This is a genomic window from Rhizobium sp. 01T417 (assembly GCF_056398905.1).
This window is the reverse complement of the sequence record NZ_JBFTQH010000013.1, coordinates 31580-57949: the sequence shown is the minus strand read 5'-3', so window position 1 is coordinate 57949 and position 26370 is coordinate 31580. Positions and strand designations below refer to the sequence as shown.

Annotated in this window: 25 protein-coding genes and 1 pseudogene; 20 read left to right on the top strand and 6 right to left on the bottom strand. The window is 61.0% G+C overall.

Going from position 1 to position 26370, the window contains the following annotated elements; all coding sequences use genetic code 11:
- Position 1: 1 nt before the first annotated feature.
- Positions 2–724 (bottom strand): 3-keto-5-aminohexanoate cleavage protein, encoded by a 723-nt coding sequence (locus AC1DPR_RS15060; RefSeq protein WP_477816607.1) that lies wholly within the window; start codon positions 722–724, stop codon positions 2–4.
- Between the two features lie 303 nt (positions 725–1027).
- Here AC1DPR_RS15060 and AC1DPR_RS15055 point away from each other — a divergent pair, with 303 nt between their 5' ends.
- Genes AC1DPR_RS15055 through AC1DPR_RS15040 form a run of 4 tightly spaced genes read left to right on the top strand, consistent with a single transcriptional unit; the run spans position 1028 to position 4702 of the window.
- Entirely contained in the window at positions 1028–1648 is a 621-nt protein-coding gene (locus AC1DPR_RS15055) for a TetR/AcrR family transcriptional regulator (protein ID WP_113471267.1), read from the top strand.
- Entirely contained in the window at positions 1645–2610 is a 966-nt protein-coding gene (locus tag AC1DPR_RS15050) for an HlyD family secretion protein (RefSeq protein ID WP_018857287.1), read from the top strand. The genes AC1DPR_RS15055 and AC1DPR_RS15050 overlap by 4 nt, the downstream gene beginning before the upstream one ends.
- Positions 2607–3557 carry an ABC transporter ATP-binding protein gene (locus AC1DPR_RS15045; RefSeq protein ID WP_018857286.1) on the top strand — a complete coding sequence of 317 codons (951 nt, stop codon included), beginning with the start codon at positions 2607–2609 and terminating at the stop codon, positions 3555–3557. Before AC1DPR_RS15050 ends, AC1DPR_RS15045 begins: the two co-directional genes overlap by 4 nt.
- Positions 3554–4702 (top strand): ABC transporter permease, encoded by a 1149-nt coding sequence (locus tag AC1DPR_RS15040; protein WP_018117179.1) that lies wholly within the window; start codon positions 3554–3556, stop codon positions 4700–4702. Before AC1DPR_RS15045 ends, AC1DPR_RS15040 begins: the two co-directional genes overlap by 4 nt.
- Before the next feature lie 59 nt (positions 4703–4761).
- On the opposite strand, the gene AC1DPR_RS15035 is transcribed toward AC1DPR_RS15040, so the two are convergent.
- Positions 4762–5394, bottom strand: coding sequence for a Vgb family protein (locus AC1DPR_RS15035; protein ID WP_018857285.1), 633 nt, complete (start codon positions 5392–5394; stop codon positions 4762–4764).
- A 9-nt stretch (positions 5395–5403) separates the two neighbouring features.
- Positions 5404–6624 (bottom strand): helix-turn-helix domain-containing protein, encoded by a 1221-nt coding sequence (locus AC1DPR_RS15030; protein ID WP_477816606.1) that lies wholly within the window; start codon positions 6622–6624, stop codon positions 5404–5406.
- Between the two features lie 121 nt (positions 6625–6745).
- Here AC1DPR_RS15030 and AC1DPR_RS15025 point away from each other — a divergent pair, with 121 nt between their 5' ends.
- The 5 genes from AC1DPR_RS15025 to AC1DPR_RS15005 all read left to right on the top strand — a co-directional run bounded on the left by AC1DPR_RS15025 (position 6746) and on the right by AC1DPR_RS15005 (position 11465).
- The gene (locus tag AC1DPR_RS15025) at positions 6746–7543 is read left to right on the top strand and encodes a DUF899 domain-containing protein (RefSeq protein ID WP_018117176.1); all 798 of its coding nucleotides are present in this window, start codon (positions 6746–6748) and stop codon (positions 7541–7543) included.
- A gap of 5 nt (positions 7544–7548) precedes the next feature.
- On the top strand, positions 7549–7830 hold the full coding sequence (locus AC1DPR_RS15020; RefSeq protein ID WP_018857282.1) for a hypothetical protein: 282 nt from the start codon (positions 7549–7551) through the stop codon (positions 7828–7830).
- A gap of 72 nt (positions 7831–7902) precedes the next feature.
- Positions 7903–8781 (top strand): aldo/keto reductase, encoded by an 879-nt coding sequence (locus AC1DPR_RS15015; protein ID WP_477816605.1) that lies wholly within the window; start codon positions 7903–7905, stop codon positions 8779–8781.
- Between the two features lie 234 nt (positions 8782–9015).
- Positions 9016–10473, top strand: coding sequence for a CYTH and CHAD domain-containing protein (locus tag AC1DPR_RS15010; RefSeq protein WP_192241552.1), 1458 nt, complete (start codon positions 9016–9018; stop codon positions 10471–10473).
- A gap of 203 nt (positions 10474–10676) precedes the next feature.
- Complete coding sequence (locus AC1DPR_RS15005; RefSeq protein WP_018857279.1) at positions 10677–11465, top strand: DUF481 domain-containing protein; 789 nt, start codon at positions 10677–10679, stop codon at positions 11463–11465.
- Between the two features lie 60 nt (positions 11466–11525).
- Here AC1DPR_RS15005 and AC1DPR_RS15000 read toward each other — a convergent pair whose 3' ends face one another.
- Entirely contained in the window at positions 11526–12230 is a 705-nt protein-coding gene (locus AC1DPR_RS15000) for an SDR family oxidoreductase (RefSeq protein ID WP_018857278.1), read from the bottom strand.
- A gap of 129 nt (positions 12231–12359) precedes the next feature.
- Between AC1DPR_RS15000 and AC1DPR_RS14995 the strand changes: the two genes are divergently transcribed.
- From AC1DPR_RS14995 to AC1DPR_RS14985, 3 genes and pseudogenes are all read left to right on the top strand, one after another.
- Positions 12360–13253, top strand: a complete 894-nt coding sequence (locus AC1DPR_RS14995; RefSeq protein ID WP_025660063.1) for a LysR substrate-binding domain-containing protein — start codon at positions 12360–12362, stop codon at positions 13251–13253.
- A gap of 260 nt (positions 13254–13513) precedes the next feature.
- Complete coding sequence (locus AC1DPR_RS14990; protein ID WP_018857276.1) at positions 13514–13873, top strand: RT0821/Lpp0805 family surface protein; 360 nt, start codon at positions 13514–13516, stop codon at positions 13871–13873.
- A 753-nt stretch (positions 13874–14626) separates the two neighbouring features.
- Positions 14627–14743: pseudogene (locus AC1DPR_RS14985) on the top strand (DUF3175 domain-containing protein); the annotation flags it as partial.
- A 116-nt stretch (positions 14744–14859) separates the two neighbouring features.
- On the opposite strand, the gene katG reads toward AC1DPR_RS14985, so the two are convergent.
- Positions 14860–17040: a catalase/peroxidase HPI gene (katG, locus tag AC1DPR_RS14980; protein ID WP_477816604.1), complete on the bottom strand. Its 2181-nt coding sequence runs from the start codon at positions 17038–17040 to the stop codon at positions 14860–14862.
- Between the two features lie 470 nt (positions 17041–17510).
- On the opposite strand from katG, the gene AC1DPR_RS14975 reads away from it, so the two are divergent.
- Genes AC1DPR_RS14975 through AC1DPR_RS14940 form a run of 8 tightly spaced genes read left to right on the top strand, consistent with a single transcriptional unit; the run spans position 17511 to position 25575 of the window.
- Complete coding sequence (locus AC1DPR_RS14975) at positions 17511–18242, top strand: FadR/GntR family transcriptional regulator (protein WP_026371801.1); 732 nt, start codon at positions 17511–17513, stop codon at positions 18240–18242.
- On the top strand, positions 18239–19822 hold the full coding sequence (locus AC1DPR_RS14970) for an ABC transporter substrate-binding protein (RefSeq protein ID WP_477816603.1): 1584 nt from the start codon (positions 18239–18241) through the stop codon (positions 19820–19822). Before AC1DPR_RS14975 ends, AC1DPR_RS14970 begins: the two co-directional genes overlap by 4 nt.
- 57 nt (positions 19823–19879) lie before the next feature.
- Positions 19880–20839 (top strand): ABC transporter permease, encoded by a 960-nt coding sequence (locus tag AC1DPR_RS14965; RefSeq protein WP_026371800.1) that lies wholly within the window; start codon positions 19880–19882, stop codon positions 20837–20839.
- Positions 20840–20841: 2 nt separating this feature from the next.
- Positions 20842–21717: an ABC transporter permease gene (locus AC1DPR_RS14960; RefSeq protein WP_018857269.1), complete on the top strand. Its 876-nt coding sequence runs from the start codon at positions 20842–20844 to the stop codon at positions 21715–21717.
- A 20-nt stretch (positions 21718–21737) separates the two neighbouring features.
- Positions 21738–22658 (top strand): dihydrodipicolinate synthase family protein, encoded by a 921-nt coding sequence (locus AC1DPR_RS14955; protein ID WP_018857268.1) that lies wholly within the window; start codon positions 21738–21740, stop codon positions 22656–22658.
- Positions 22659–22663: 5 nt separating this feature from the next.
- A complete protein-coding gene (locus tag AC1DPR_RS14950) occupies positions 22664–23677 on the top strand; it encodes an ABC transporter ATP-binding protein (protein ID WP_477816602.1) in 1014 nt (337 codons plus the stop codon).
- On the top strand, positions 23678–24646 hold the full coding sequence (locus AC1DPR_RS14945) for an ABC transporter ATP-binding protein (RefSeq protein ID WP_477816601.1): 969 nt from the start codon (positions 23678–23680) through the stop codon (positions 24644–24646).
- The gene (locus AC1DPR_RS14940) at positions 24643–25575 is read left to right on the top strand and encodes a dihydrodipicolinate synthase family protein (protein WP_477816600.1); all 933 of its coding nucleotides are present in this window, start codon (positions 24643–24645) and stop codon (positions 25573–25575) included. The genes AC1DPR_RS14945 and AC1DPR_RS14940 overlap by 4 nt, the downstream gene beginning before the upstream one ends.
- A 121-nt stretch (positions 25576–25696) precedes the next feature.
- Here AC1DPR_RS14940 and AC1DPR_RS14935 read toward each other — a convergent pair whose 3' ends face one another.
- Positions 25697–26179 carry a BON domain-containing protein gene (locus tag AC1DPR_RS14935; RefSeq protein ID WP_477816599.1) on the bottom strand — a complete coding sequence of 161 codons (483 nt, stop codon included), beginning with the start codon at positions 26177–26179 and terminating at the stop codon, positions 25697–25699.
- Positions 26180–26370 lie beyond the last annotated feature (191 nt).

The following is a 26370-nucleotide window of genomic DNA, read 5'->3' as shown; positions in this document are numbered from 1 at the left end:
ATCAGCTCTCGCTGCTAAAGATCTCGACGGCCGCCGCGACAAGCTCGGCATTGTTCGCGGCGATCATCCCGCTGGGAAGGAGCTTTCCATCTTCCAGGCCGACGCGGGTGGAATAGCGTCGTTCCTTCGCCAGCCGGACAAACGGCCAGACGGTCGCGTCGAAGCCATGCATCAGGACGGACCGCTGCACATTCCCACGCTGTAGCGTGCCGACGATCCCCTCCGCGACATCGAAAGCGCCCCTCAGGTCCTGTTCGTTGTCAAGTTCGATGAGGATGCGCAAAACGCGCTCATGGGCTTCAAGTCCGATGTACCGCTCCGCATCCGCGACTGACGCCAACCCGACTTCAATCCCAACTCCCTTATCGCGGAGCAATGCCATGACGGCGGGGGCATCGTCCTCCGAGAGGTTCACCGACGCATAGTCGGGCAGGACACTCCAGCAACGAATGGCCTCAAGGGTGCAGTGCGCGTCGCCTTCAATCCAGGCACCGGTGGATATGCCGAGAAACGAACCCGGACAGGAGCCCCGAACCGCAGCAATGGTCTCATCAACAGCGCCGAGACTTTCCTTCCCGTCAACGGCACGCGGATGAATGTGGAGTTCCGCGGCACCGGCAGCGACCACGGCGGCGGCATCCCGTGCGATTGCTTCAACCGTGACAGGCAATTGCGGATGATAGTCGATTGGCCGCGCGCCGTTGATACAGGCCTGAACGATCATGGAAATTGAACCTCTTTCGTGTCTGCCTGGCGCAGTTGATACCTGCTGACGAGAAATGGCAACAAACGCGATCCGTCGTCGACGATCCGCATCTCCGTCGTGAGGAGACGATGGCCACGTTCCGAAGACGCTACCGGTTGACGGTCTGGAGTGAGGACGCCCCATCATGAGGCCCTCGCCCCCTTAGCGCGGAATGTCCGTTCGTCGTCATCATCGTAGGGCCGCTTCACATCGGACTCGGCTTGCGAAAAAGCGCACGTTGCGTTAATGACTGTCCAGTCAGTCATAATTGGATGCAAGAGAATGGCAGAGAGAAAGCGGGAGAAACGAGACCCCGAGCAGCGCCGCGCCGAGATCCTCGCCGCCGCCTTCGCCTGCTTTGCGGAGCACGGTTTCGCGGCGACCCGCATGGAGGACGTCGCGGCGCGGGCGGGCATCGCCAAGGGCACGGTGTACTTGCATTTTCCCGACAAGGAGCGGCTGTTCATCGATCTCGTCTCCGGCATCGCCTCGCCGATCCTCGGCGAGGTCGGCGGCATGGTTGAGAAGGATGCGATCCCGGCGCGGGCCGCCGTTGCGATGTTCTATTCCATCTTCAAACGCGAGGTTTTGGAGACAGAGCGCCGGCACCTTCTGCGGTTGATCCTCGCGGAAGGACCGATGTTCCCTGTCGTGACCGAATTCTATTACCGCGAGATCATCACCAAGGGTCTAGCGATCCTGCGGATCGTGCTTGCCCGCGCCGCCGCACGCGGTGAACTGCGCAATCCCGCCGTCGCAGACGTTCCGCAACTGGTTATGGCGCCTGCTTTGATGTCGATCGTCTGGGCGACGCTCTTCGAAGGCTACGAGCACCTCCACGCGCAGAAGCTATTCGACACATTCCTCGACACGCTCTTCGTGCCCCAAGGAGGCGCGATATGAGACGAATCCTTACCGTCGCTCTCGTGGCCGCCGCGGCACTTGCCGCTCTGCCCCTCCTGTTTTCTGACAGGTCTCAACGTGCCTACCAGGGGTGGGTCGAGGCCGACACACTTTTCATCGGCGCCGACACCGGCGGGCGGCTGGTCAAGCTCGACGTCGTCGAAGGCCAGGCGACTGCGCCCGGTTCGCCGCTCTTCAGCCTGGATTCGCGGAGCGAGGAGGCAGCCGTCGGCTCCGCACGCGCTTCGCTGGCGCGCCTGCAGGCAGAACTGGAACTCGCCGAGGCCGCGCAAAAGCGACCGGAAGAGATCGATGTACTGCGCGCGAGCGAACGTGAGGCGATCGCCCGGCTGGAGCTTGCCGCACAGGAGCTCGACCGCACCCGGGTGCTGGTCCAGCGCGGCACCGCGACAAAGGCGGACCTCGATACGGCGACGGCCACCGAAGCCGCCAACCGTGCCGTCCTCGATAATGTCCGCGGCCAGATCACGCTCGCCAACCTGCCTGCCCGCATCGAAACGCTGCGCCAGTCGAGGGAAGCAGTCGCGGTCGCAAAGGCCGATCTCGCCGCTGCGGAAGCCGCGCTCTCCCGTCGCTTCGTCTCGGCGCCGGCAACAGGCAGTATCGAGACCATCTACTATCGCGCGGGTGAGGTCGTCCCTGCCGGCCGGCCGATCGTGGCGCTCCTGCCGCCGGAGAACATCCGTGTCCGCTTCTTCGTACCCGAAACCGAGCTTGCGCTTTTCTCGCTGGGCCAGCCGATCCGCGTTGCCTGCAGCGCGTGCCAGCCGACCGACGCGACGATCAGCTTCATCTCAAAGAACGCCGAATACACGCCGCCGGTAATCTACAGCCTCGATGAGCGTGCCAAACTCGTCTACCGCGTCGAGGCGATCCCGACCGATCCCACGGCGCTGCGTCCTGGCCAGCCGGTGGATGTCACCGCGGGAGCGCGACCATGAGCGACACAGCCATCGCCGTCGATGCTCCGGAGACCGTCATCGACGTCCATCACCTCACCAAGAGTTTCGGCAGCCGAAAGGTGGTCGATGACGTGTCGATGACGGTCAAGAAGGGCCGCATCCACGGCTTTCTTGGCCCCAACGGTTCCGGCAAGACCACGACAATCCGTATGCTCTGTGGTCTGCTGACGCCAGACAGCGGCAATGGCACATGTCTTGGCTTCGACATCCTGACCGAGAGCGATCGTATTCGCCGCCGTGTCGGCTACATGACTCAGAAGTTTTCGCTTTATCAGGATCTGTCGATCCGGGAAAACCTCGAGTTCGTCGCCCGCGTCTACGGTCTGGCCGATGCCCGCGGCAAGGCAAGCGCCGCCATAGACCGCCTTGGCCTGAAGGGCCGCGAACAGCAGCTTGCGGGGGAGCTCTCTGGCGGCTGGAAACAGCGTCTCGCGCTCGGCGCCTGTATCCTGCCCGAACCGGCGCTACTCCTCCTCGATGAGCCGACCGCCGGTGTCGACCCCAAAGCCCGCCGCGACTTCTGGAACGAGATCCACGCCCTCGCCGCTGACGGCCTCTCTGTCCTGGTCTCCACCCACTACATGGACGAGGCCGAGCGCTGCCACGAGATCGCCTATATCGCCTACGGCAAACTGCTGGCGCAGGGAACGGTGGACGAGGTGATTGCCGGCACCGGCCTCGTGACATGGACCGTCTCCGGGCCCGAGGTGCATCGTCTCCAGTCCGAACTTGAGAATGTGCCGGGCATCGACATGATGGCACCGTTTGGGACCAGCCTGCATGTTGCCGGCCGCGATCCGAAGGCGCTCGAAAAGGCAATCGCGCCTTATCGCGAACGGCCCGACCTCAAGTGGCAAAAGGGTGAAGCGACGTTGGAAGATGCCTTCATCGACCTGATGCGTCGCGCGGAGGATAATTTCCAATGACGACGCGACCGGCAAACCGCAACGGCATCTCATTCGGGCGCTTCTGGGCGATGACCATCAAGGAATTCATCCAGATGACCCGCGACCGCATAACGTTGGCGACGATGGTCGCCTTGCCGATCATGCAGTTGTTCTTGTTCGGCTTTGCGATCAACACGACGCCGCACAATCTGCCGACCGCTGTGTTGATGCGCGAGAACACGGATGTCGGCCGATCTATTTTGGCCGCCCTCGAGAACACCGATTTCTTCCAGATCCGCTCTGTCGTTACCCGAGCCGAAGACATGGATTCGCTTCTGGAATCCGGCAGGGCTTTGTTCGTCGTGGAAATTCCGGAAGGGTTCGAACGCTCGCTTCGGCGCGGCGACACGCCCTCGCTACTGGTCGCGGCCGATGCCACCGATCCGGTCGCATCGAGCTCGGCGCTGGGTGCGCTATCAGGCATCGTGACGTCGGCGCTCGCCAATGACCGCCAGGTCGAGTTCTCCGAGCCGACCAGGCCCGCATTCTCGATCGTCCAGCACCGGCGCTACAATCCGGCCGGTTCGTCGACTTTGAATATCGTGCCCGGCTTGCTCGGCACGATCCTGACGATGACGCTGCTGATCTTCACGGCTCTTTCGGTCACCCGGGAATTGGAACGCGGCACCATGGAAAACCTGCTTTCCATGCCGATCAAGCCGCTGGAAATCATGCTGGGCAAGATCGCGCCCTATGTGCTGATCGGCCTCATCCAGTCGCTGCTCATTATCACGGCCGGCCTGTTTGTGTTCGGCGTTCCAATCCTCGGCAGCCCGGCTTCGCTCGCGGCCGCAACCGCGCTCTTCGTCATCACCAATCTGTCGATCGGCTACACCTTCTCGACGATTGCGGCCAATCAGCTGCAGGCGATGCAGATGGCGATGATGTTCTTCCTGCCGAATATCCTGCTGTCTGGGTTCATGTTTCCGTTCGCCGGCATGCCGCAATGGGCGCAATGGATCGGTGAGGCACTACCGCTGACCCACTATATCCGGATCGTCAGGGCAATCATGCTGAAGGGCGCCAGCATCCAGACCCTTGCCTACGACACCACTGCCCTGGCCTGCCTGATGGCGGTCGCCATGTTCATCGCCGTGCGCCGCTTCCGCAGGACATTGGACTAGTCACAGGCCGAACTCGCGGTTTCCCGCGCCGACCGCGCACATGCGCGAGCACGGTCTGACTATTTCGGCCGGCGGACGGCCCGGATCTTGCCGCTGTTTCCACCGCCGCAAAACAGCCGGTCCGCGCCATCGGACTCAAGTCCCGATACACCGATACCAGCCGGCATCTCGACCCGTTCCAGGACCTGCCCGGTCTCTGGTTCAATGTGCCTGATATCGCTTTCGTCGCCCTCCCAGGTGGCATGCCAGAGCTCATCGCCGATCCAGGTCACCCCGGTAACAAAACGGTTGGACTCGATACTGCGAAGGACAGCGCCGGTTTCGGGATCAATCTGATGGATCTTCCGGCCGCGATACTCTCCGACCCAAAGCGTTCCCTCCGCCCAGGCGAGCCCGGAATCACCGCCATTGCCGGGGGCCGGAATCGTCGAGACTATCTCGCCGGTCTTCGGGTCGATCTTCTGGATCCTGTCCTCGGCAATCTGGAAAAGATAGCGCCCATCGAAAGCCGTTCCGGCGTGTGCCGCAACGGCGATCGTATTCACGACCTCACCGACATCGGGATCGAGGGCATTCAGCCTGTCGCCGGACGCGAACCAGACATTCCGACCGTCAAAGGTCACGCCGCCCACCTGCTTCACATCTGGAAAGGGGCCATATTCACGAAGGATTTCAGCTTGGGAGTGTTTCATGGGCTTATCCTAGTCGTTGAGCAGTGGACCTGGGAGTAACAAAGTTGACGGGAATCCCGGTAGTGACGGGATAGTCCAGCGGCGTGCTGGTCCTCGTCCGAAAAACTGCACCTTGCCCGTTTCAGCGAGGGCATCAAGCGCGCGTTGCACGGTGCGCGCGCTCGCACCAATCGCGATTGCCAGCGCCGAACTCGACCAGGCCTCCCCATCGGCCAAAAAAGCAAGGATCTCACCATGCTGCTCCTCGACCGGTGGAGCCAGGATGACCACCTGGTCGGCACGCCGCGGCGCGAGCACAAAGCCGTCCTTGGTTGCCTTGATATCTGCTATGCGGTGAAGCTCGCCGCGCAGCCGCCCGATTTCGACGCGCAACCTGGCGCGATGCGATTCATCGGCATCCTTCGCCCTGAATGCACGGGCAACGAGCGCGTTCCTCGATACATCCGCCGGCCAACTCTCCGCCAGTGCACGGGCGAGCGCGAACAAGACCGGGCGCGTTGTCAGCGACACGAACGCGTCGCCCTCCCGCACGACGTAGCGGCACGCGTCGACGACAAGCGTGCCGGACGACAGGACTGTCTCGACTTCTTGCAGCAGCAGCAACCGCTCCTCGCCGCGGCTGGTCAGTCGCGCCGCCGGCGCCTTCAGAACCTCGGAGACCCCTTCGACCTCCGCACGAAGCGCGGGGATTCCCGCCTCCCTCGCCGCATTTTCCGCCCGGAGCAGTGCCGCGCGCGCAACGCCCGTCTGGAGCCGGCGGATGGCGATCCCTGCGACGACAAGCTCGTTCGCCGTTCGCAAGGGCGGCGGGAGCGGTGTTGGATCGACCCCGGCGAGCAGCCGTTCGGCTTCGTCGAGATGGCCGATGAGCAGCGACCGCCTGGCTTCGAGATGTCGCGCATGTGCGGCGTTCAAGCGGTCATCATGCGCTTCGAGCACTTCCCGCGCGGAGCTGAGTGTCTTGGCAGGCCAGGTTAGATCGCGCGAGACCAGAGCGATTTCCGCCTCGGCGACGAGACAGCGCGCCCGTGCGACCGGCTCCCTTGGCCCAAACGCACGGGCAGCCGTCTTCAGCAGGACCTTTGCCCTCGCGAGATCCCCGAGCTGGGCCATTGCGATGCCGCGAAGGGCGAGCGCGGGCGCGTCATTCCGCAGCGCCACCCTCTTCAGCGCACCGAGAAGATCGCCTGTCGCAAGCAGCCTCGCCGCGGCGATGATCATCGAGTCCATCGAAATCCCGTCAAACTTGTAACTCCCACCCTCGCCCACTGCGGTCCTAGTCTGCTCACGATCACCAAGCAGCCGCAAGGAGCGGCATGCTACGTCAACAGGCACCAAGAGGAGAAGTATGATGACGATGCACATGACAGGCACACGCGAAGAATGGCTTGCGGCGCGGCTCGACCTGCTCGCAGAAGAGAAGGAACTGACCCGTCGCAGCGACATGCTGGCACAACGCCGTCAGGAACTGCCGTGGGTACGGATCGACAAGGACTACAGGTTCGAGACCGACAGCGGCAGCGCTTCGCTGGCCGACCTTTTCAAGGGCCGCTCGCAACTGCTCATCTACCACTTCATGTTCGGTCCTGACTATACAGCCGGATGCCCCTCTTGCTCCTCGATCGCGGACGGCTTCAACGGCGTTGTCGTTCACCTCGAGAACCATGACGTCGCCTTCACCGCCGTTTCCCGCGCGCTGCTTCCCAAACTACAGGCCTTCAAAGAGCGGATGGGATGGACCTTCGACTGGGCCTCTTCCTTCGGTAGCGATTTCAACCTCGACTTCAGCGTTTTGTTTAGCCAGCAGCAGCAGCGCGAAGGCGGGATAGAATATAACTACCGGCGTGAACCGCCGGCACCGGGGCCGCAGGAGAGCGAAACCGTACAGGAATGGAAGTTGCGCGGCAGCGAGACCCCGGTCGGCCAGATCGCCGCGATGACTGGAACCGACATCGCCACCTATACGCGCGACAGGCCGGGCCTCAGCGCCTTCGTGCTCGAGGACGGCGTGGTCTACCACACCTACTCCAGCTATGCCCGCGGCCTGGACGGTATTTGGGGCGTGTATCAATGGCTCGACCGCGCGCCCTTCGGCCGCAATGAGCAAGGTATCTGGTGGCGGCATCATGACGAATACGGCCGGAGGTAGAGCCGATGCTTTCCTCCGACCAGACAAGGCGCAGCGCATCGGTCGAGAAGCCGGCCGACAATGCAGCAAACATCGCCGACTGGCTGTGTATTGCGGCAGCGCCCACCTTCGCCATCATGGCGGTTGTCACCATGGCAAGCGGCGGAGCAGAGACAATCTGCTCCGCAATGCAGGATGTCTTTCCCATGGATGGCATGGCCATGATGTACCTGCTGATGTGCGCTTTCCACCTGCCGCCGTGGCTGCGTCTGATCTCCGGGCGCACGGTCAAGTCTGAACAGTCCTGACTTGCATTGCTCCCTGCCCGCTCCACTTAAGGCCCGAGCAAATCCACCTAACAGGCAATCGGGAGAAGATCAGTGCCAGGCAATTCCACGATCTCAGCGGCTGCATCGGGCCAATTTTCGATCGGTAGCATCGCGATCAACCGTCTCGGCTTCGGCGCCATGCGCATTACCGGACCCGGCATATGGGGACCGCCTGCGGACAAGGCCGGAGCACTGGCAACCCTGCGTCGCCTGCCCGAGATCTCGGTCAACTTCATAGACACGGCAGATTCCTACGGTCCCGACGTTTCGGAAGAACTCATCAGCGAAGCGCTGCATCCTTACAAGGGGCTGCTGATCGCGACCAAGGCAGGGCTGACCCGCGAAGGACCGGATCTCTGGACGCCAAACGGGCGGCCGGACTATCTTCTCGAGCGCGCGAAAGGCAGCCTCAAGAAACTCCGTGTCGACCGGATCGATTTGTGGCAATTGCATCGCATAGACCCGAAGGTTCCTCGCGACGAGCAATTCGGCGCGGTCAAGATGCTCCTGGATCAGGACATCATTGCCCATGCCGGCCTAAGCGAAGTTTCGGTTGAAGACATAAAGGCCGCCCGAAAGGTCTTTCCCGTCGCGACGGTCCAGAACCGCTACAACCTCGTCGATCGCGCCAGCGAGGACGTGCTTGACTACTGCGAGCGCGAGGGCATTGGCTTCATACCGTGGTACCCGCTGGCCGCAGGCGAGCTTGCCCGTCCAGGGTCCATCCTCGACAGATTGGCCAAGAGGTACGACGCGACGCCAAGCCAGATTGCTCTGGCGTGGATGCTCAAACGCAGCCCTGTGATGTTGCCGATACCGGGAACCTCCAAGGTAAAGCATCTTGAGGAAAACGTAGAGGCGGCAAGCATCGCTCTCGATGAAGCGGATTTTATAGCGCTGGACACAGCGGCTCGCCAATCCGGCTCCTAGCGCCGACCTGGCCTCTAGTAGCATGTCCAACCGACGCACGAGGTGGTTCCTCACCTGCCTCTTATAGTCGGACGGGGTACCGCAACGAGCAGCGATCGCTTTTCTTGTGAAAGATCGCTGCGGTTGCATTCCCGCTCAGGTTTTTGTCATCAGGACGTTTTATCCCGATGCCACCGCTCTATATCGTGAAAGAGTTGCCTCCACCTAGGACTGTGCAACCGAGCGGAGAGGTAATTGGCAACAGAAACAGAACTGAAACTTGAACTGAGCGCCGACGCGGTGGACACATTGCTGGGATCCGGCTTGCTGGGAAGCCCGATCTCTGTCGATTCCATGACCTCCATTTATTTCGACACGCCCGACCGCCAGGCATGGGAGGGCGGCTATTCTCTGCGAATCCGTACGGTTGGCGAAGCGCACGTCCAAACGGTCAAGGCTGCGGGACCGAACAGAGCCATCTTTGCGCGCTCCGAGTGGGAAACGCCGCTCACGGACAACACACCTGTGATCGATTACACGACCCCGCTGAGGTCCGAACTTGATATCGAGGACGGCACTCTCGTCCGGCAGTTTTCCACCCTGGTAAAGCGACATCGTTGGAACGTCGATCAGGACGGGAGCCAGATTGAAGTTGCCCTTGACATGGGCTCGATCGTTGCCGGCGATCGCGAGATGCAGATCCGGGAATTGGAGCTGGAACTGAAGGACGGCAAGCCATATACGCTGTTCACCCTTGCCCGCAGAATCGAGGCGCTTGTCCCGATCCGTTTCGGTGTCGCTTCGAAAGCGGAGAGAGGATACCGCCTGCTCCGCGAGCAACAAACGGCATACAAGGCGGAACCCGTGCATCTCGACCGCGACCTGCGGGTCTCGGCCTCGTTCCAGGTCATTGCTGAAGCATGTTTCCGGCAGTTCCGGCTGAACGAATCGATCGTCATAAATCGCCCGAACCCATCGGCACTTCATCAGGCCCGCGTGGCACTCAGGCGGCTGCGATCTGCCTTCTCGCTCTACAAGGTGATCCTGGTCGACGCCGAATCTCAGCGGTTGAAGGAAGAGTTGAAGTGGCTGGCGGGCGTTCTCGGAGAGGCACGCAACATCGATGTACTGATTGCCAGGGTTGGAAACAGCGACGTAAAAAGTCGTTTGCTCGAAGCACGCGACAGCGCCTATGAGCAGGTGCTGAACGCGCTTTTCAGCTCGCGTGCCGAAGCCTTTATGCTGGACCTTAACGAGTGGCTGCATTGCGGAGAGTATCTCGCGCTGGTGGAAACGGCAGAGATTCGGAACGGACCGGTGGTCGATTTCGCAATCGACATCCTTGACCGTCAACGCAAGAAACTGAAAAAACGCGGCAAATCTCTGGTCGAAGCCGACGATGAGCATCGGCACGAAACCCGCAAGGCGGCAAAGAAGTTTAGATATGCGAGCGAATTCCTAAGGTCCCTGTTCTCCAGCAAGCAGGCCGAGCGACGGTACGAAAAGTTCATCCAAGCGATGGAGAAATTGCAGGACGAACTCGGTCTCCTGAACGACATGGTAACCGCGCCGACTGTCATTCACAATTTGGAGCTGGAATCACATCCCGGCGTCGAATCCCTGATGGTCGCTGGCAACAGCGAAAAACTGATCACCGCCGCTCAATCGTCGTTGGACGAACTGATGGAGCGAAAAAGGTTCTGGCGGGGATGAAGCAGCCGCTCCGCGCTGCCGGGATGCTCTCCCACGCCGCGTGCCGAGATCGCCTGGCGCCGAGCGTACTCTTCTCATGTGAGATATCAGGAACAGAATATAAGCACTTTGCGGACGGCGAGAGTTAGTGCAATCTGCGATATCAGTTCAGGTCGATGAATCGGGGCTATTGTGACCTGAACGCGAGAGGGGACAGGTTCATCATGAATAGCAGGATTTCACTGATCGCATGCGCCGCTGCCGCAATGGCGTTCGTCACACCCACGCATGCAGCAGATCTCCTGCCCGCCACGGCGCCACAACCTCAGGCCGTGCAACCGAATGGCTGGACGTTTTCCTTCGCACCCTACTTCTGGGTTGCGGGCCTCGACGGCAAGACTCAGGTGTTCGGCCTCCCGACCGTCGACATCAATCAGAATTTCAGCGACATCTTGAAGGATCTGGACTTTGCCTTCATGGCAGCCGGTGACGCCCGCTATGACCGGTTCAGCGTCTTCACTGACATAATCTATGCTCGCATAACGACGGATGCGGCAACACCGCGGGGCGTCGTCGCTGACGAGGTCGATGTCAAGTCAGTCACATTCAGCGCACTGTTGGGCGTCGGATACACCGTCTACGAAGATCCGAAGACTCGCTTGGATGTGGTTGCCGGTGCCAGATACTGGCATGCCGAAACAACGATAGGGCTAAGCGGTGGCCTCATCGGCAACGTGTCGCGGACCGATAGCGCCAATTGGGTGGACGGGGTCGCGGGCATCAAAGGCAACTACTCGCTGACCGACACGGTCTATCTCACCGGCTGGGGCATGATCGGCGGCGGAGGTGCCGACCTGGACTGGGACGTGCTGGCGGGCATTGGCTATAAGTTCAACGACACCGTCTCGGCGGTTGCCGGTTACCGCGCCCTCGGCGTCAACTACAGCAACGATGGCTTCACCTACGACGTGATCGAGCACGGCCCGATTTTCGGAGCGATCATCCGCTTCTAATCGCCGTTTCCTGATATACCGCCCCGGAGGCCTTTCACCCCGGGGCAGTGCCCGCCGGCATCAAACCGAACGGGTTAGTCCGCCGTCAACGCGAATATTCTGCCCCGTCATGTAGGCTGCACCGGTCGATGCAAGGAACGCAACCGTCGCGGCGATTTCCTCGCTCGTGCCATAACGCTTCATCGGAACGCTGTCGCGGCGCTCCTCCGTCGCCGGCAGGCTGTCAATCCAGCCCGGAAGAACGTTGTTCATGCGGATATTGTCGGCGGCATAGGTGTCGGCGAATATCTTGGTGAAGGACGCCAGCCCGGCGCGGAACACGGCCGACGTCGGGAACATCGGGCTCGGCTCAAACGCCCATGCGGTCGAAATATTGATGATCGCGCCGGCCTTCTGCTTCTGCATGTGCGGCGTCACCAGCCGTGTCGGACGGATGACGTTCAGAAGGTAGACCTCCATGCCCCGGTGCCAGTCCTCGTCCGATATGTCGAGGATGGGCGCGCGCGGACCGTGGCCGGCGCTGTTCACGAGCACGTCGATGCGTCCCCAAGTGGAGATCGCGAGATCAACGAGCTTGCGGAGATCGTCATTTGATTGGTTGGAGCCGGTGACGCCGACGCCCCCCAGCGCCTTTGCAAGCTCTTCGCCCTTCCCCGACGATGATAGGATCGCCACCTTGAACCCATCGGCTGCAAGACGCTTCGCCGCGGCGGCGCCCATTCCGCTGCCGCCGGCCGTGATCACCGCTACCTTTTCTACTGACATCATACTCTCCTGCCTTAAAGAGGACCCGCATGCAATTGCGGTCTACAGTTGCCTGCAAAGCGTGATATCACTCGTGTGGCATCGGTGCGAGCCAGTTTCGTTCTCAGAAAGCAGTAGAAAATCTATTGAATGGCAGAAGGTATTAGACGTCTTCCCTCGCTTAATGGCCTTCGCATGTTCGAGGTCGTCACACGGCACCTGAACTTTCGCCTGGCAGCCGAGGAAATCGGGGTCACCCAGGGTGCTGTCGCCCAACAGATACGGGGCTTGGAAGCAGAGTTGGGCCTGAAGCTGTTCGACAGGCTTCCGCGAACGCTGGCGTTGACGGAGGCTGGCCAGAGCTATGTGACCAACATCCGCCGTGCTTTCGAGCTGATCTCGGAGGCAACCGAGACATTGAAACCAGAACCGCTTCACCTGACAATCAGCGTGACGCCGACATTCGCCTCGAAATGGCTGATCCCTCGCCTGCCGGATTTTACCGCGGCTCACCCCAACATTGATCTGCGCATCTTGGCGAGTGATCGCATTGCCAATTTCCAAACCGATGCGGTGGATCTCGCCGTCCGTCATGGCCGGCCACCCTTCGGACCGAACTTGAATGCGGAGCTGCTGTTCGATCACGTGATTATTGCCGTCGGCAGCCCGCTACTGGTGGAGAAGCTCGGCTTCCCCGACCAAGAGGACAATTTCTCGCGCTACCCGCGCCTTCACGATGGCCACGATCTCTGGCCGCAGTTTCTGGAATTGGCGTTTCCGAACGGAGCGCCGGCGACCGCCAAGAATATTCGGTTTAATCAGACCTCCCTGGCGATTGAGGCCGCGATTGCTGGCCAGGGCCTTGCTCTGACGAGCACGTTTTTTGTGGACGAGGACATTGCGTCGGGCCGCCTTCTCCGTGTGTTGCCAACCGAACTTACCGCTGGGTCGGATTTCTACGTCATCTCGCCACGAAAGCCCCGTCATGCGGCATCCGTGGCTGCCGTAAAAAGCTGGCTCGCGGACGCTGCGCGCCAGAACTGATAGGCCAGACGACGATCAACCGGCACCCGCGGGGCCGTGAATCCGCAATCAACGGACTAGAAGGTCACCCGGCGGGTCGGGATGGCCGGGCAGCATCGTTGAACGCCGACTTGGGGCAGGCGCGCAGTCGGTGGAACTCACAAGCAATGCGTCGGAATGAACGGAACTGGCTGGCACTGCGCCCATTTCTATAGTAGTTCCTCAGGTAGCTGTCAGAATTGCACGCTACGATGCGGGAGAACTATCATCGGAAAGTCTAGATGACGCGAAAGAACATAGGCGTGATGCAATTGGCCCTCGCGGCCTTGCTGTTGGCGGGATGCACCAAGGTAGAACCCTTGGAAACCACCGCGATCCCGCAGTCGAGTCCGACGCCTGCGAAGACGGATCAGGCGGTCATCGCAGATACGGTCAGTCGCGGCGCGGTCGGAGTGAACCCCCTTGCCTGGGCGAATCCGTCGACGGGAAGTGTGGGGGTGATCGAAGAAATTGGCGTTGATCCTGAAAGTTCATGCCGCGCCTTTGTAACGACCCAGCGGACGCTGGAGGGAGAAACCCGATTCAAGGGTCTCGCCTGTCCGTCTGGCGACTCGGATTGGAAGCTCGGACCCGCGCGATAGCCGGAATGCCACGCGTCCTCGCGTGGCCAAATCAAGCGCCGCCCGCTAGCCGAACAGACCCAACCTTGTTCTTGTGAGCCATTGCCGGCGGTCGACGACACGCCGGGATCTCTGCCTCGAACACCTAGCGGATGCAGTCCCTACGGACTGATGACCGGCTTACGCGTGGATTTGATCTGAGATCTCACCGCGAGGCTTGATCGTGCTTTGCGTGGTTGCACGGTCAACTGCCTTGCCTGCGGGCGCTCGACCAAATCCGCCTGGATTGGTGATCTCCTCTTGTGCCTGGGTGGAGCTCGACTGTCCGAGCGACGGACCGGCCTGGTCGGGAAGCGATTGTGCGCCGCAAGGCGCAAACAGCCAGACCAACAGCAATGCGGATAAGGCAAGAGAAATACGCATCTCCATCATTGGATTGTTGGAGAGCCGTTCGAAACGCTTGATGTTCCGCGCGTGCACCCGTCCAATTCGGCAAGCGCCACAAATTGCATGGGCCCGCCAGAATGCCTGACGGGCCCGAGACGCAATACAAGCGGCCGCATCTGGCCGGCCCCATAAAACCACAACCGCGCATTGACTGCACGTACCTCATTGGCGGTAAAGCGGCCTACCTTTCGGTGATTTTCTGGTGCGAGCGCTTCAGCACCGTCACGTCGTCATAGACGTTCTACGCTTCGCACTTGGCGTGCTAACGGGCGTGACTCATTGGCGGCGGTGCCGTCCTGCATCGAGGAACCGGCGTCACAACGGCTGATGCTGAATTTCTATATCAACCGTGCAGGTCAGCAACTCTCCAAGGCACAGCGAACAAAGCTGGAGAAGGCGAAGGACGAGCTTCGCAAGGATTTCGGGCGGAAGCCCAAGGGATGAGAAAGCAGAAAGCTGCTCAACCGGCGACCGAGACCTTCACCACAGCCGAGCGCGGTGACAATGAGGACGGATGCATGGACGCGGCTTACCGCCGCGCCCACCAATATTTTTATCGATCAGGCCAGATCGAAACGATCGGCGTTCATCACCTTGTTCCAGGCTGCGACGAAGTCCTTGACGAACTTCTTCTTCGCATCGGACTGGCCGTAGACTTCTGCAAAGGCGCGGAGCTGCGAGTGCGAGCCGAAGATCAGGTCGACGCGGGTGCCGGTCCACTTAAGTTCGTTCGTCTTGCGGTCGCGTCCCTCGTAAACGCCTTCCTTACCCGCAACCGGGGACCACTGGGTGCCCATGTCGAGGAGATTGACGAAGAAGTCGTTCGTCAGCGCCTCGGGACGAGACGTGAAGACACCATGCTCGGGCTGACCAGCCTTCAGCACGCGCAGTCCGCCAACGAGAACGGTCATTTCCGGCGCGGTCAGCCTCAGCAGTTGGGCGCGATCGACAAGGGCCTCTTCCGGCTTCATGAACTGCCGGCCGCCGACATAGTTGCGGAAACCGTCAGCACGCGGCTTCAGCGCGGCGAAGGACGCCACGTCGGTCTGTTCCTGCGAGGCATCCATGCGACCAGGCGTGAACGGCACGGTGACGTCATGACCGCCAGCCTTTGCCGCCTTCTCGACACCGGCAGCGCCGGCGAGAACGATCAGGTCGGCGAGCGAGATCTTCTTGCCACCGGTCTGGGCGGCATTGAAGTCCTTCTGGATAGCTTCGAGGACACCGAGCACCTTGGCGAGCTGCGCCGGCTGGTTCGCTTCCCAGTCCTTCTGAGGCGCAAGCCGGATGCGCGCACCGTTGGCGCCGCCGCGCTTGTCGGAGCCGCGGAAGCTCGAGGCAGAAGCCCAGGCGGTCGAGACGAGCTCCTGCACGGACAAGCCGGTCAAAAGAACCTTCTCCTTCAGCGCGGCGATGTCAGCATCGTCGACAAGCTTGTGGTCGACGGCCGGAATGACATCCTGCCAGATGAGGTCTTCCGCCGGGACTTCCGGACCGAGGTAACGGACCTTCGGACCCATGTCGCGGTGGGTCAACTTGAACCAGGCGCGCGCGAAGGCATCCGCGAACTGATCAGGATTTTCGAGGAAGCGSCGCGAGATCTTCTCGTAKAYRGGRTCGAAGCGCAGCGACAGGTCCGTGGTCAGCATGGTGGGAAGCTGCTTTTTCGACGCATCAAAAGCATCAGGAATGGAAGCTTCGGCATTCTTGGCCTTCCACTGCTTCGCACCGGCCGGACTCTGCGTCAGCTCCCACTCGAAGCCGAACAGATTCTCGAAGAAGTAATTGCTCCACTGAGTCGGCGTCTGCGTCCAGGTCACTTCAGGACCGCCGGTGATGGCGTCCTTGCCGACGCCGGTACCGAAGGTGCTCTTCCAGCCGAGGCCCTGCTCCTCGATCGCACCGCCTTCCGGCTCCGCGCCGATCAACGAAGGATCGCCGGCACCATGCGTCTTGCCGAAGGTGTGACCGCCGGCGATCAGCGCCACCGTCTCTTCGTCGTTCATGGCCATACGGGCGAAGGTTTCGCGGATGTCGTGGGCAGCCGCGACCGGATCGGGGTTGCCGTTCGGGCCTTCGGGATTGACGTAGATGAGGCCCATCTGCACGGCGCCAAGCGGTTCAGAGAGTTCACGCTCGCCGCTGTAGCGCTCATCGCCCAGCCAGGTTCCCTCAGGACCCCAGAAGAGTTCCTCGGGTTCCCATACGTCCGCGCGGCCGCCGGCGAAACCGAAAGTCTTGAAGCCCATGGATTCCAGTGCAACGTTGCCCGTCAGGATCAACAGGTCGGCCCAGGAGATCTTGTTGCCGTATTTCTGCTTGATCGGCCACAGCAGGCGGCGGGCCTTATCGAGGTTGGCATTGTCAGGCCAGCTGTTCAGTGGCGCGAAACGCTGCTGACCGGCACCGGCGCCGCCGCGGCCATCAGTGATGCGGTACGTGCCTGCGCTATGCCATGCCATGCGGATGAACAGGCCGCCGTAATGACCGAAGTCGGCCGGCCACCAGTCCTGCGAATCGGTCATCAGCGCATGAAGGTCCTTCTTCACCTCATCGAGGTCGAGCGTCTTGAATTCCTCGGCATAGTTGAACGCCGTCCCCATCGGATCGGACAGGTCGGAATGCTGGTGAAGGATCTGAACGTCCAGCCGGTCCGGCCACCAGTCGCGGTTGGATCGACCACGGGGCGTATTGCCATGCGCAACAGGACATTTGCCCGCGCTGTCGGTTTTCTGGTCCATAACGTTCTCCTTGATTACCTTGAATTTTCTGCCGTCTAAAGGGGGATCTGCCAAACCAGTCAACGGCGCTGCGCCGTTTCCAAATGAGGTTCAGCACTCAAGCCAAGGGTACACCGATCGACATACATCCTCCCTTTCCTCCTTCATATCGGAAAATGGCGATAATTCTAAGTTGGATTTACTGATCGTTACGATAACCAAAACCTATGAGTTGGATGGATTACGCTCCCCGCAGGATTTGCTGAACTTGTGTGGCAGAGATGGGGAAACAAGGAGATCCTGGCTCCAATCCCTCGGCCAGCCCCCCCGAGCGGGCGGCAAGGCCACGGGCGGAAGACCAAGTACCAAGCCTCTTTGCCGAACCCTACGACAAACCTCCCTACGGCGCCTTCGTTGACATGTTCATTTGACAGATATCCTACAAGTGGATATGTATCTCGGCATCTGGAATTTCTGCAGCGAGACCCGGCATGCCCCTAAAGACCATGAAGCCTTTGACAAGAGCCCCCCTGCTGCATGTGTCCGTGCAGGAGAGCCTGCGTGCTTACATCAATGACAATGGCCTGAAGCCCGGAACCCTTTTGCCGGCAGAGAGCGAACTTGCGACCCAACTCGGCGTCAGCCGCAACTCCCTGCGAGAGGGCATCAAGGCGCTGGAATCCCTGGGCGTCCTGGAATCGCGCCGCGGCGTCGGAATCTTCGTGAAGGCCTTCTCGTTCGAGCCGCTGCTCGACAACCTTGCCTATGGCCTTGGCGGGGCGCTTCGCCAGATTGAGGAAGTGATCGAGATCCGCCGGACGCTCGAAGTCGGCCTGATCGGCAAGACCTTGGAGACGATCAGCAAGGACGACATTGCCGAGCTCCGCGCCACCGTCAACCGCATGAAAGCGCACGCCGAGCGCGGTGAATCCTTCGCCGAGGACGACCAGCTATTTCATCGTCTGCTCTTCCGCTGCCAGGAGAACGAAACGCTGAGCCGGCTAATCGACGTGTTCTGGCTCGCTTTCTACAAGGCCTCGGATTTCGTCAATCTCGATAACGTCGACCCGATGGCCACCTGGCGGGATCACGCCGCCATCGTCGATGCCGTCGAAGCCCGGGACCTGGAGGAGGCTCGCCGCCGCCTCGACCGCCACTACGAAGGCATCGCGCAGGTAATCACAAACAACAAGACAAGTTCAAATGTGGGAGGAACGCAATGAACACTCTGTCCCGACTTTCGGCGATCGCAATCGCCGCGATGATGGCAACAACAGTCGCGTCAGGCCTCACCCGCCCGGCGCAAGCCGCAACCCTGTCGGGCGGCTTCGACGTCGGGCCTGGCGGATTCCAAGGCAATTTCAATCCGCTTGCAGCCACCGCCGGCTTCACATGGCTCAGCATCTATTTCGAGCCGCTCGTGACTTACGATGCGAAGCTGCAGAAGCCGGTCGGCGTTCTTGCATCGTCCTATGAAGTGAGCCCCGACCAGCTGACCTACATGTTCAAGCTCGTCGACGCGAAGTGGCACGACGGAAAGCCGTTTACCGCCAAGGACGCCAAGTTCACGATGGAGCTTGCCAAGAACGCCAAGACCGGCTCCGTTCTCGCGGCCCGCCTGACGCCGGTTTCATCCGTCGAAGCTCCCGATGAGCACACGCTTGTTCTCAAACTCAGCGCCCCATCTGCAAGCCTCATGGATACGCTCACCAAGGTCATGATGCTGCCCGAGCATGCGCTCGCCGCAATACCGGCCGACCAGCTCGCCAAGAACCCATGGTGGTCGACGTCACCGATCGGCACCGGCGCATTCAAGTTCACCAAGTATGTCAACGACCAGTATGTCGAACTCGCCGCCAACACGGACTACCGCGGCGGGAAGCCGGCCCTGGAGAAGATCATCAATCGCTACTTCGCCGATCCGGCGGCGGCGATCGCCGCTCTTCGCGCCGGCGAAATCCAGTTCACCTATGTCGATTCCAATGAGGTCCCAACATTCAAGGAAGACAAGTCTTTCCGCGTGATCGAAGGCAATTCCTTCGTCGTCAACTATCTGGGATTCAATCATGAATCACCGATCTGGAAGGATTTGCGTGTTCGTCAGGCGGTGATGCGCGCCATCAACCGTGAAGCAATCATCCAGAGTCTCTACGGCGGTGCTGCGAAGCCGGCCAATTGCGCCTATGTCGCTGACCAGCTCGTTCCGAAGGACATCGATCCCTATGCTTATGATCCGGAAAAGGCAAAAGCGCTCCTGAAGGAAGCTGGCTGGGACCAGATCAACGGCGGCAAGCCGATCACGCTCCTGACCTACTACACGACGCCCTTGGCGACCAATGTGCTGGCCGCCGTTCAGGCGATGCTGGCGCAGGTCGGCATTAACGTCGTGCCACGTGCCGTCGATGCGCCGACCTATAACAGCATCGTCCTGAAGCCGGACGCGGATATTTCGCAGTTTCAGCTGGTTTATGCCGGCCTGCAAAACGGACCGGACGCCGGCAGCATCAATGTCGGGCTAAACGAAAAGCAGATCCCGCCGGCCGGCCCGAACGTCGTTCGCGCCCGGATGCCCGATCTGACGGCCGCGCTCGATGCCGCCCTCGGCGAGCCAGACGCGGCAAAGCGCGACGGGCGCTATCAGCAGGTCTGCAAGGTCATGAACAGCCAGCTCCCGTGGGGCACGCTCTGGGTGGCAAACCGCTATGGCGTCGTCTCCACCAAGGTCAAGGATTTCGTCTGGACTCCCGCTCCCGGAGGCGGTCCCTACCAGGCCGATCCGCAGCGCTGGTCGATCGCCGAGTAAAGACCGCCCATTGGTACGAGGGGGTGGCATCTGCCACCCTTTCAGGACGGAGTTGCAATGCTGAGATACAGTCTCCGGCGCCTGGCGATTGGGATAGGCATGCTGCTTGCCTTGAGCATGCTGATTTTCCTTCTGCTGCGCCTCACCCCTGGCGATCCGATCGACGCCTATATCGATCCGAATATTCCCATGTCGCCAGCTGATTTGGCCGAGCTGCGCAGCAGGCTCGGTCTCGACCAGCCGCTGCCCGTACAATATCTGGCCTGGTTGCAGCAGGCCTTGGCCGGCAATCTCGGCTACTCGATCAAGCGGATGGATCAGTCGGTGCTCGGCCTCGTCTTGTCGCGGATCGGCCCCACCGTCCTATTGATGGGAACGGCTCTCGTCATCTCGATCATCGTCGGCATCGCCACCGGCATCGTCAGCGCCGTACGGCGCAACTCCTTCGCCGACCTCTCGTTTTCGGTACTTGCCCTCACAGGCATTTCCAGCCCGGCTTTCCTTAGCGCGTTGATCGGACTTTACGTCTTCGCGGTGCGGCTCAAATGGATGCCATCCGGCGGCATGCTGACGCCTGGCGAGGCCTTCTCGATCCTCGATCTGGTGCATCACCTGATCCTGCCTGCATCTCTTCTTGCGGTCGCTCAAGCGGCTCTGATCATGCGCTATATGCGCGCCTCCCTGCTTGAAGTGCTCAATCAGGATTATGTTCGTACGGCGCGGGCGAAGGGTGTCGTCGAGTTCTGGGTGATCGTCAAGCATGCCTTGCGCAATGCGCTGCTGCCTGTCGTTACGCTCATCGGCTCGACCATCGGCCTTGCCATCGGCGGCGCAATCTTCATCGAGAGCGTCTTCAACTGGCCGGGTATGGGCCTGCTGCTGGTCGATTCCGTCGAGACCCGCGACTACCCGGTCATCATGGGCGCGACGCTCATTATCGGAGCCTGCGTGATCGTCGTGAACCTTCTAACGGATATTACCTACGCGGTGATCGATCCGCGCATCAAGGTGGCGTAACTATGCTGGCCAGAACCCCTAGCCGCAGTCCCGGCCCCCTCGCCCGTGCACTCGACCGCTTCCTGATCAACCGCGCCGCCGTTTTCGGTGTCTGCCTGGCTGTTCCTGTCCTGGCAATGATCCTCACCTATCCCCTTTGGTGGAGCTTCAAGCCGAACGACATCGACCTGTTGGCGATGAACTCGGGCCCAAGCCTGAAACATTGGTTCGGTACCGATGGCGTCGGGCGCGATGTGTTTGCCCGCGTCATGGAAGGCGGCCGCATCTCGCTCCTCGTCGCTATTGCGTCGACGCTGCTGTCGGCCGTCATCGGCTTTCTCTTCGGTGCTGTCTCAGCCCTTGGCGGCCGCTGGGCCGACGCCGTGGGCATGCGGTTCGTCGACCTCGTTATGACGTTGCCGCCGGTGATTTTTCTCCTCGTGCTCGCCTCCATCGCCGGCACGGGCATCTGGCCGACGGTACTCGTCATCTCGTTGCTGTCCTGGCCACTTCTGGCGCGAATGGTGCGTGCACGGCTTCTGGAACTCCGTGAGCGTGACTTTGTCATCGCCGCTCGGGGAATGGGCGCCGGCCTGCCGCATCTCCTCTTCCGGCATGGCTTGCCGAATTCGATCGATATCCTTGTTGTCTACGCGACTTTGCAGATTGCCAACGCCATCCTGCTTGAAGCCGGACTTTCCTTCCTTGGCCTCGGCATCGCCCCGCCGGCCGCAAGCTGGGGCAACATGCTGAATGCTGCCCGGTCGACGGCGGTCCTCGAACAATATCCCTGGCAATGGCTGTTCCCGGGTGGGGCGCTCATCCTTGCCGTGCTTGCCATCAACTTCATCGGCGACGGTCTTCGGGACGCTTTTGACCCTCGTGCTGAACTAAACTGATCATCCGAAAGAAAGAGACAATGACGAAATTCAAAGGTGTAATTCCTCCGGTCGTGACGCCACTCAATGCGGATTTCACGGTCGACTATCCGTCCTACACGCGGGTCCTGGAGCACCTCATCGAGGGCGGCTGTCACGGTGTTTTCGTGCTCGGCTCGACAAGCGAAGTAATTTTCCACGATGACAAGACCCGCCGCGAGATCATCGAGCATTCGGCAAAGGTGGTGAATGGCCGCGTGCCCCTGATCGTCGGCGTCATCGATCCGACAACAGATCGCGTCATTCATCACGCTGACGTTGCCAAGCGTGCCGGCGCCGACGCCGTCGTTGCCACCGCGCCTTTCTATACTGTCACCAGCCAAGCCGAGATCCTCGACCATTTCCGCTTTATCCGCGACGCCGTCGACGTACCGCTCGTCGCCTACGACATTCCGGTCTGCGTTCACGTCAAGCTGCAGCGCCAGACGACGGTGACTTTGGCAAGAGAAGGCACGATCATCGGCCTCAAGGATTCGAGCGGCGATGACGGCAACTTCCGCTATGCCCTGCTCGATCTTGCCGATCAGCCGGACGTGTTCCTGATGACCGGCTCGGAGATTGTCGTCGACAACGCCCTGCTGATGGGCGCCCACGGCGTAGTCCCTGGCATCGCCAACGTCGATCCGCATGGTTACGTGCGCCTGTGGGATGCCGCCCAGCGTGGCGACTGGGTCGCCGCACGCAAGGAGCAGGAACGGCTTTGCCGGCTCTTCGAAATCGTCTGGGTTGCCCAGGGCCGCGTCAGCGGCGGCGCCTCCGGCATCGGTGGCTTCAAGACCGCGATGAAGAGCCTCGGCATCATCGACAACGCCGTCATGCCGCGCCCGCGAGCAGCGCTCGACGAAGCTGAAACAGCGAGGATCAACGAGATCCTGCGTGCAACCGGTCTGCTTCGCGGGTGATCTCCATGCAGTCAACCGAACCGATCCTCGCCATTCAGGGCCTCAAGACCATCTTCCGCATTCGCGGAGGCGATGTCACGGCTGTCAACGACGTCGACCTGACCGTCGGCGCGGGAGAGACCGTGGCCTTGGTGGGAGAATCGGGTTCGGGCAAATCGGTAACCAGCCTTTCCGTCATGCGACTTCTGACCCGCAACATCGGGTCGATAGCGGCAGGCAGCATCCGGCTGCGCCGAAAGGACGGATCCGGGTGTAATCTGGTTTCGCTGACGGAAGACGAGATGCGCGACATTCGCGGCGACGACATCGGCATGGTCTTCCAGGAGCCGATGTCCAGTCTCAATCCCGTCTATACGATTGGCGACCAGATCTCCGAGCCCATTCGCATTCATCGCGGAGCAAGCCGGAGAGTCGCGATGGCCAACGCGATTTCGCTGCTGGAGAGCGTCGGGATTCCAGACGCCAAACGTCGGGCTGGCCAGTATCCGCACGAGCTGTCCGGCGGCATGCGTCAACGTGCGACGATCGCCATGGCGCTTGCCTGCGATCCAACCTTGCTGATTGCGGATGAGCCGACCACCGCACTTGACGTGACGATCCAGGCGCAGATCCTGGACCTGTTGCTGAAGCTCCAGCGCGAGCGCGGCATGGCCATACTGTTCGTCACGCACAATCTCGGCGTCGTCGCCCAGATCGCCCATCGCGTCGCCGTCATGTATACCGGCCGCATCGTCGAGGAAGGCCCGGTCGGCGAGGTCTTCAGCAATCCAAAGCACCCGTACACGAAGGGCCTCCTCGCCTCGATGCCCCGGCTTGGCGATGCGACCCGGATGAAACAGTCGGGCGAAAAGCTCGCGGCCATCCCCGGTGTCGTTCCGAGCCTCATGAACATGCCTTCCGGCTGCGCCTTCGCACCGCGCTGCCAATTTGCAATCGAGGCCTGCGGGAAAGCGGTTCCGGCACTCGAAGCCGTCGGACCGCTCCATAAGAGCCGATGCATTCGCTGGCGGGAGATTTAGATGACCGAGCCTTTGCTTTCCGTTCGCGACCTGTCGAAAAGCTACGCATCCCACGGTACGCAGCTGACAATCCTGAAGGACATTTCCTTCGACATCGGTAAGGGTGAAGTCGTAGGGCTCGTCGGCGAATCCGGCAGTGGAAAAACGACAATCGGCCGCTCTGTCCTTCGCCTGGTCGAGCCGTCATCTGGCAACGTCCGCTTCGATGGCATCGAACTGACCGGCCTTTCATCCACGGCGATGCGACGCATGCGTCCGCGCATGCAGTATATCTTCCAGGATCCCTTCGCCAGTCTCTCGCCGCGCATGACCATCGGTGAAATCCTGACCGAGGGCCTGAAAATCCAGCGCATCGGAACCCGCAAGGAACGGCTCGAACGCGCCCGTGTGGCTCTCGAACAGGTCGACTTGCCGGCAGAAGCGATCAATCGCTACGCGCACGAGTTCTCGGGCGGCCAGCGCCAGCGCATCGGCATTGCGCGAGCGCTGACCCTGGCCCCGGAACTGATTGTCGCCGACGAGCCGGTGTCGGCGCTCGACGTTTCCATTCAGGCGCAGGTCATAAACCTGCTGCGCGATCTGCAGCAGCGGCTCGGGCTGACCATGCTGTTCATCTCGCACGACCTGGCCGTCGTGGAGTACATCTGTGACCGGGTGATCGTCCTCTATCTCGGTCGCATCATGGAAATCGCGATGAGCAGCGATCTCTATGCCCGGCCGCAGCATCCCTATACACGCGCGCTTCTCTCCGCCATTCCCTCCACGGATGTCGGCGCCAAACGCGACCGGCAGGTGCTGAGGGGTGAAATTCCAAGCCCCGCCAATCCTCCGAGCGGCTGTGTTTTCCGCACCCGCTGTCAGCACGCAATCGAAGCCTGCAGCCAGGCCGTTCCGGAGTTGCGGGAAGTCGCGCCGGGGCATCTCAAGGCGTGCATTCGCGACGACATACCTTTGGGAGCCATGCCTTGACGACGCAGAGACGACATTCGATCGCCGGCAATTGGGCGAGCCTTCTCCTGCCGCTCATGGGGAACGACGCGATCGATTTCGCGGCACTCGGCGAAGAGATCGACATCCTGATCGAAGCGGGGGTCGATGGCATCTATTCGAACGGTACGGCTGGCGAGTTCCACAATCAGACCGACGCCGAGTTCGAGAGGATCCAGATCACCCTCGCGGAGCGTTGCACGAGTGCCGGCATGCCCTTCGTGATCGGCGCTTGCCAGCCCGATCCGCACATCGCTCTGTCGCGTGTTGCACGCGCATCCGCTCTGAAGCCGCTGGCGATCCAGGTCATTCTGCCGGACTGGTGGCCGGTCACGGATGTTGAGGCAATCGATTTCCTGAAACGCGCGGCGAATGAGGCAGAGGCAATCCCCCTGATCCTCTACAATCCCCCACATGCCAAGCGGGCACTGTCGCCGCGCGATCTGGCTGCCATCTGCCGCCCGTCGCCTGCCGTCGTCGGCATCAAGCTCGCCGATGGCGATGCCGCTTGGTATGCCGCTGCCCGCGAATACCTTGACGAGTTCGCACTTTTCATTCCCGGCCATCACCTCGCGACCGGCATGAAACACGGCGTTGCCGCCGGCGCCTTTTCCAACGTGGCCTGTCTCAGCCCGCGCGGCGCCCAGTGGTGGACCGATTTGATGGCAGAAGACATCGACGCGGCGCTGGCCATCGAGAAGCGGATTTGCGCGTTCATGGACAGCCACATCGTTCCATTCCGCCAAACTTACGGCTATTCGAATGCCGCGCTCGACAAGCTGCTCTGCGCAATCGGCGGCTGGGGCCCCGTCGGAACGGAGCTGCGCTGGCCATACCGCTCCATCGAGAAAGCCGAGGCAGACCGGCTCCGAGCGATCGCCCGAGCGGAGTTGCCCGAACTCTTCCGTTGAGCATGCGAAGATCCAACTTCAAGGACCGGACGGATTTCGCGGACCCTACGCACTGTGGCGCCAATGTATCTGACGGAAGAGCGCAAGCGCTCGACCGTCTGGATCTCGCCGTGCCATTTCGTCAATCGTCAGTCGGAATATGCGAGTCAGCCGCTATTGTCTCGATGTTGTTCCGGACATGCCGCACGCCATCGACAGCGAGTACCGCGAGTTCAACCTTGCGTGCCATTCCTATCGTTTCGACTTGTCCCTCAAGGGTCACGGTATGGCCGTCCGCATGAACGTCAATACTGTCGATATCAAGGTCAGGGATGTTCTCGAGGTTCTCAGTCACCTTCGCTTCCAGTTCATCGCTGTCGTCGCGATCGATCATACCTGGGCGCAGCGAATCCTTGAGAGGATTCTCATTGCCATCCTCGTCCACACCGTCCACCCGGAAGCCACTATTGTCGTCTCGGCCGGAGTCATCTGAGCCATAGGCGCGATTTGCCGAAGCGGCTCCTTTTGGCCCCTTATCGGCATAAGGCCAGCCTTCATCGATATTGCGCTCTTCGAGATCGCGATAGTCTTCTTCACGCGACAGTTCCTTGTCCTTCCCGGGCATGATGATCTCCATCGGTTGYGCTGTCTTGAAGAAACTCATCGGTCCCGAGATTGTTCAGGACCCGGTCCGGCGCTCAATACCGGCGGGACACAATGGCACGCTGATCGCATCGCACTGGATATGGCGGCGAAAAGGTGATTGCATGGCGCCGTTTTCACAGGCTGCTTCGGCGCGTTGAGCCGGACGACGCA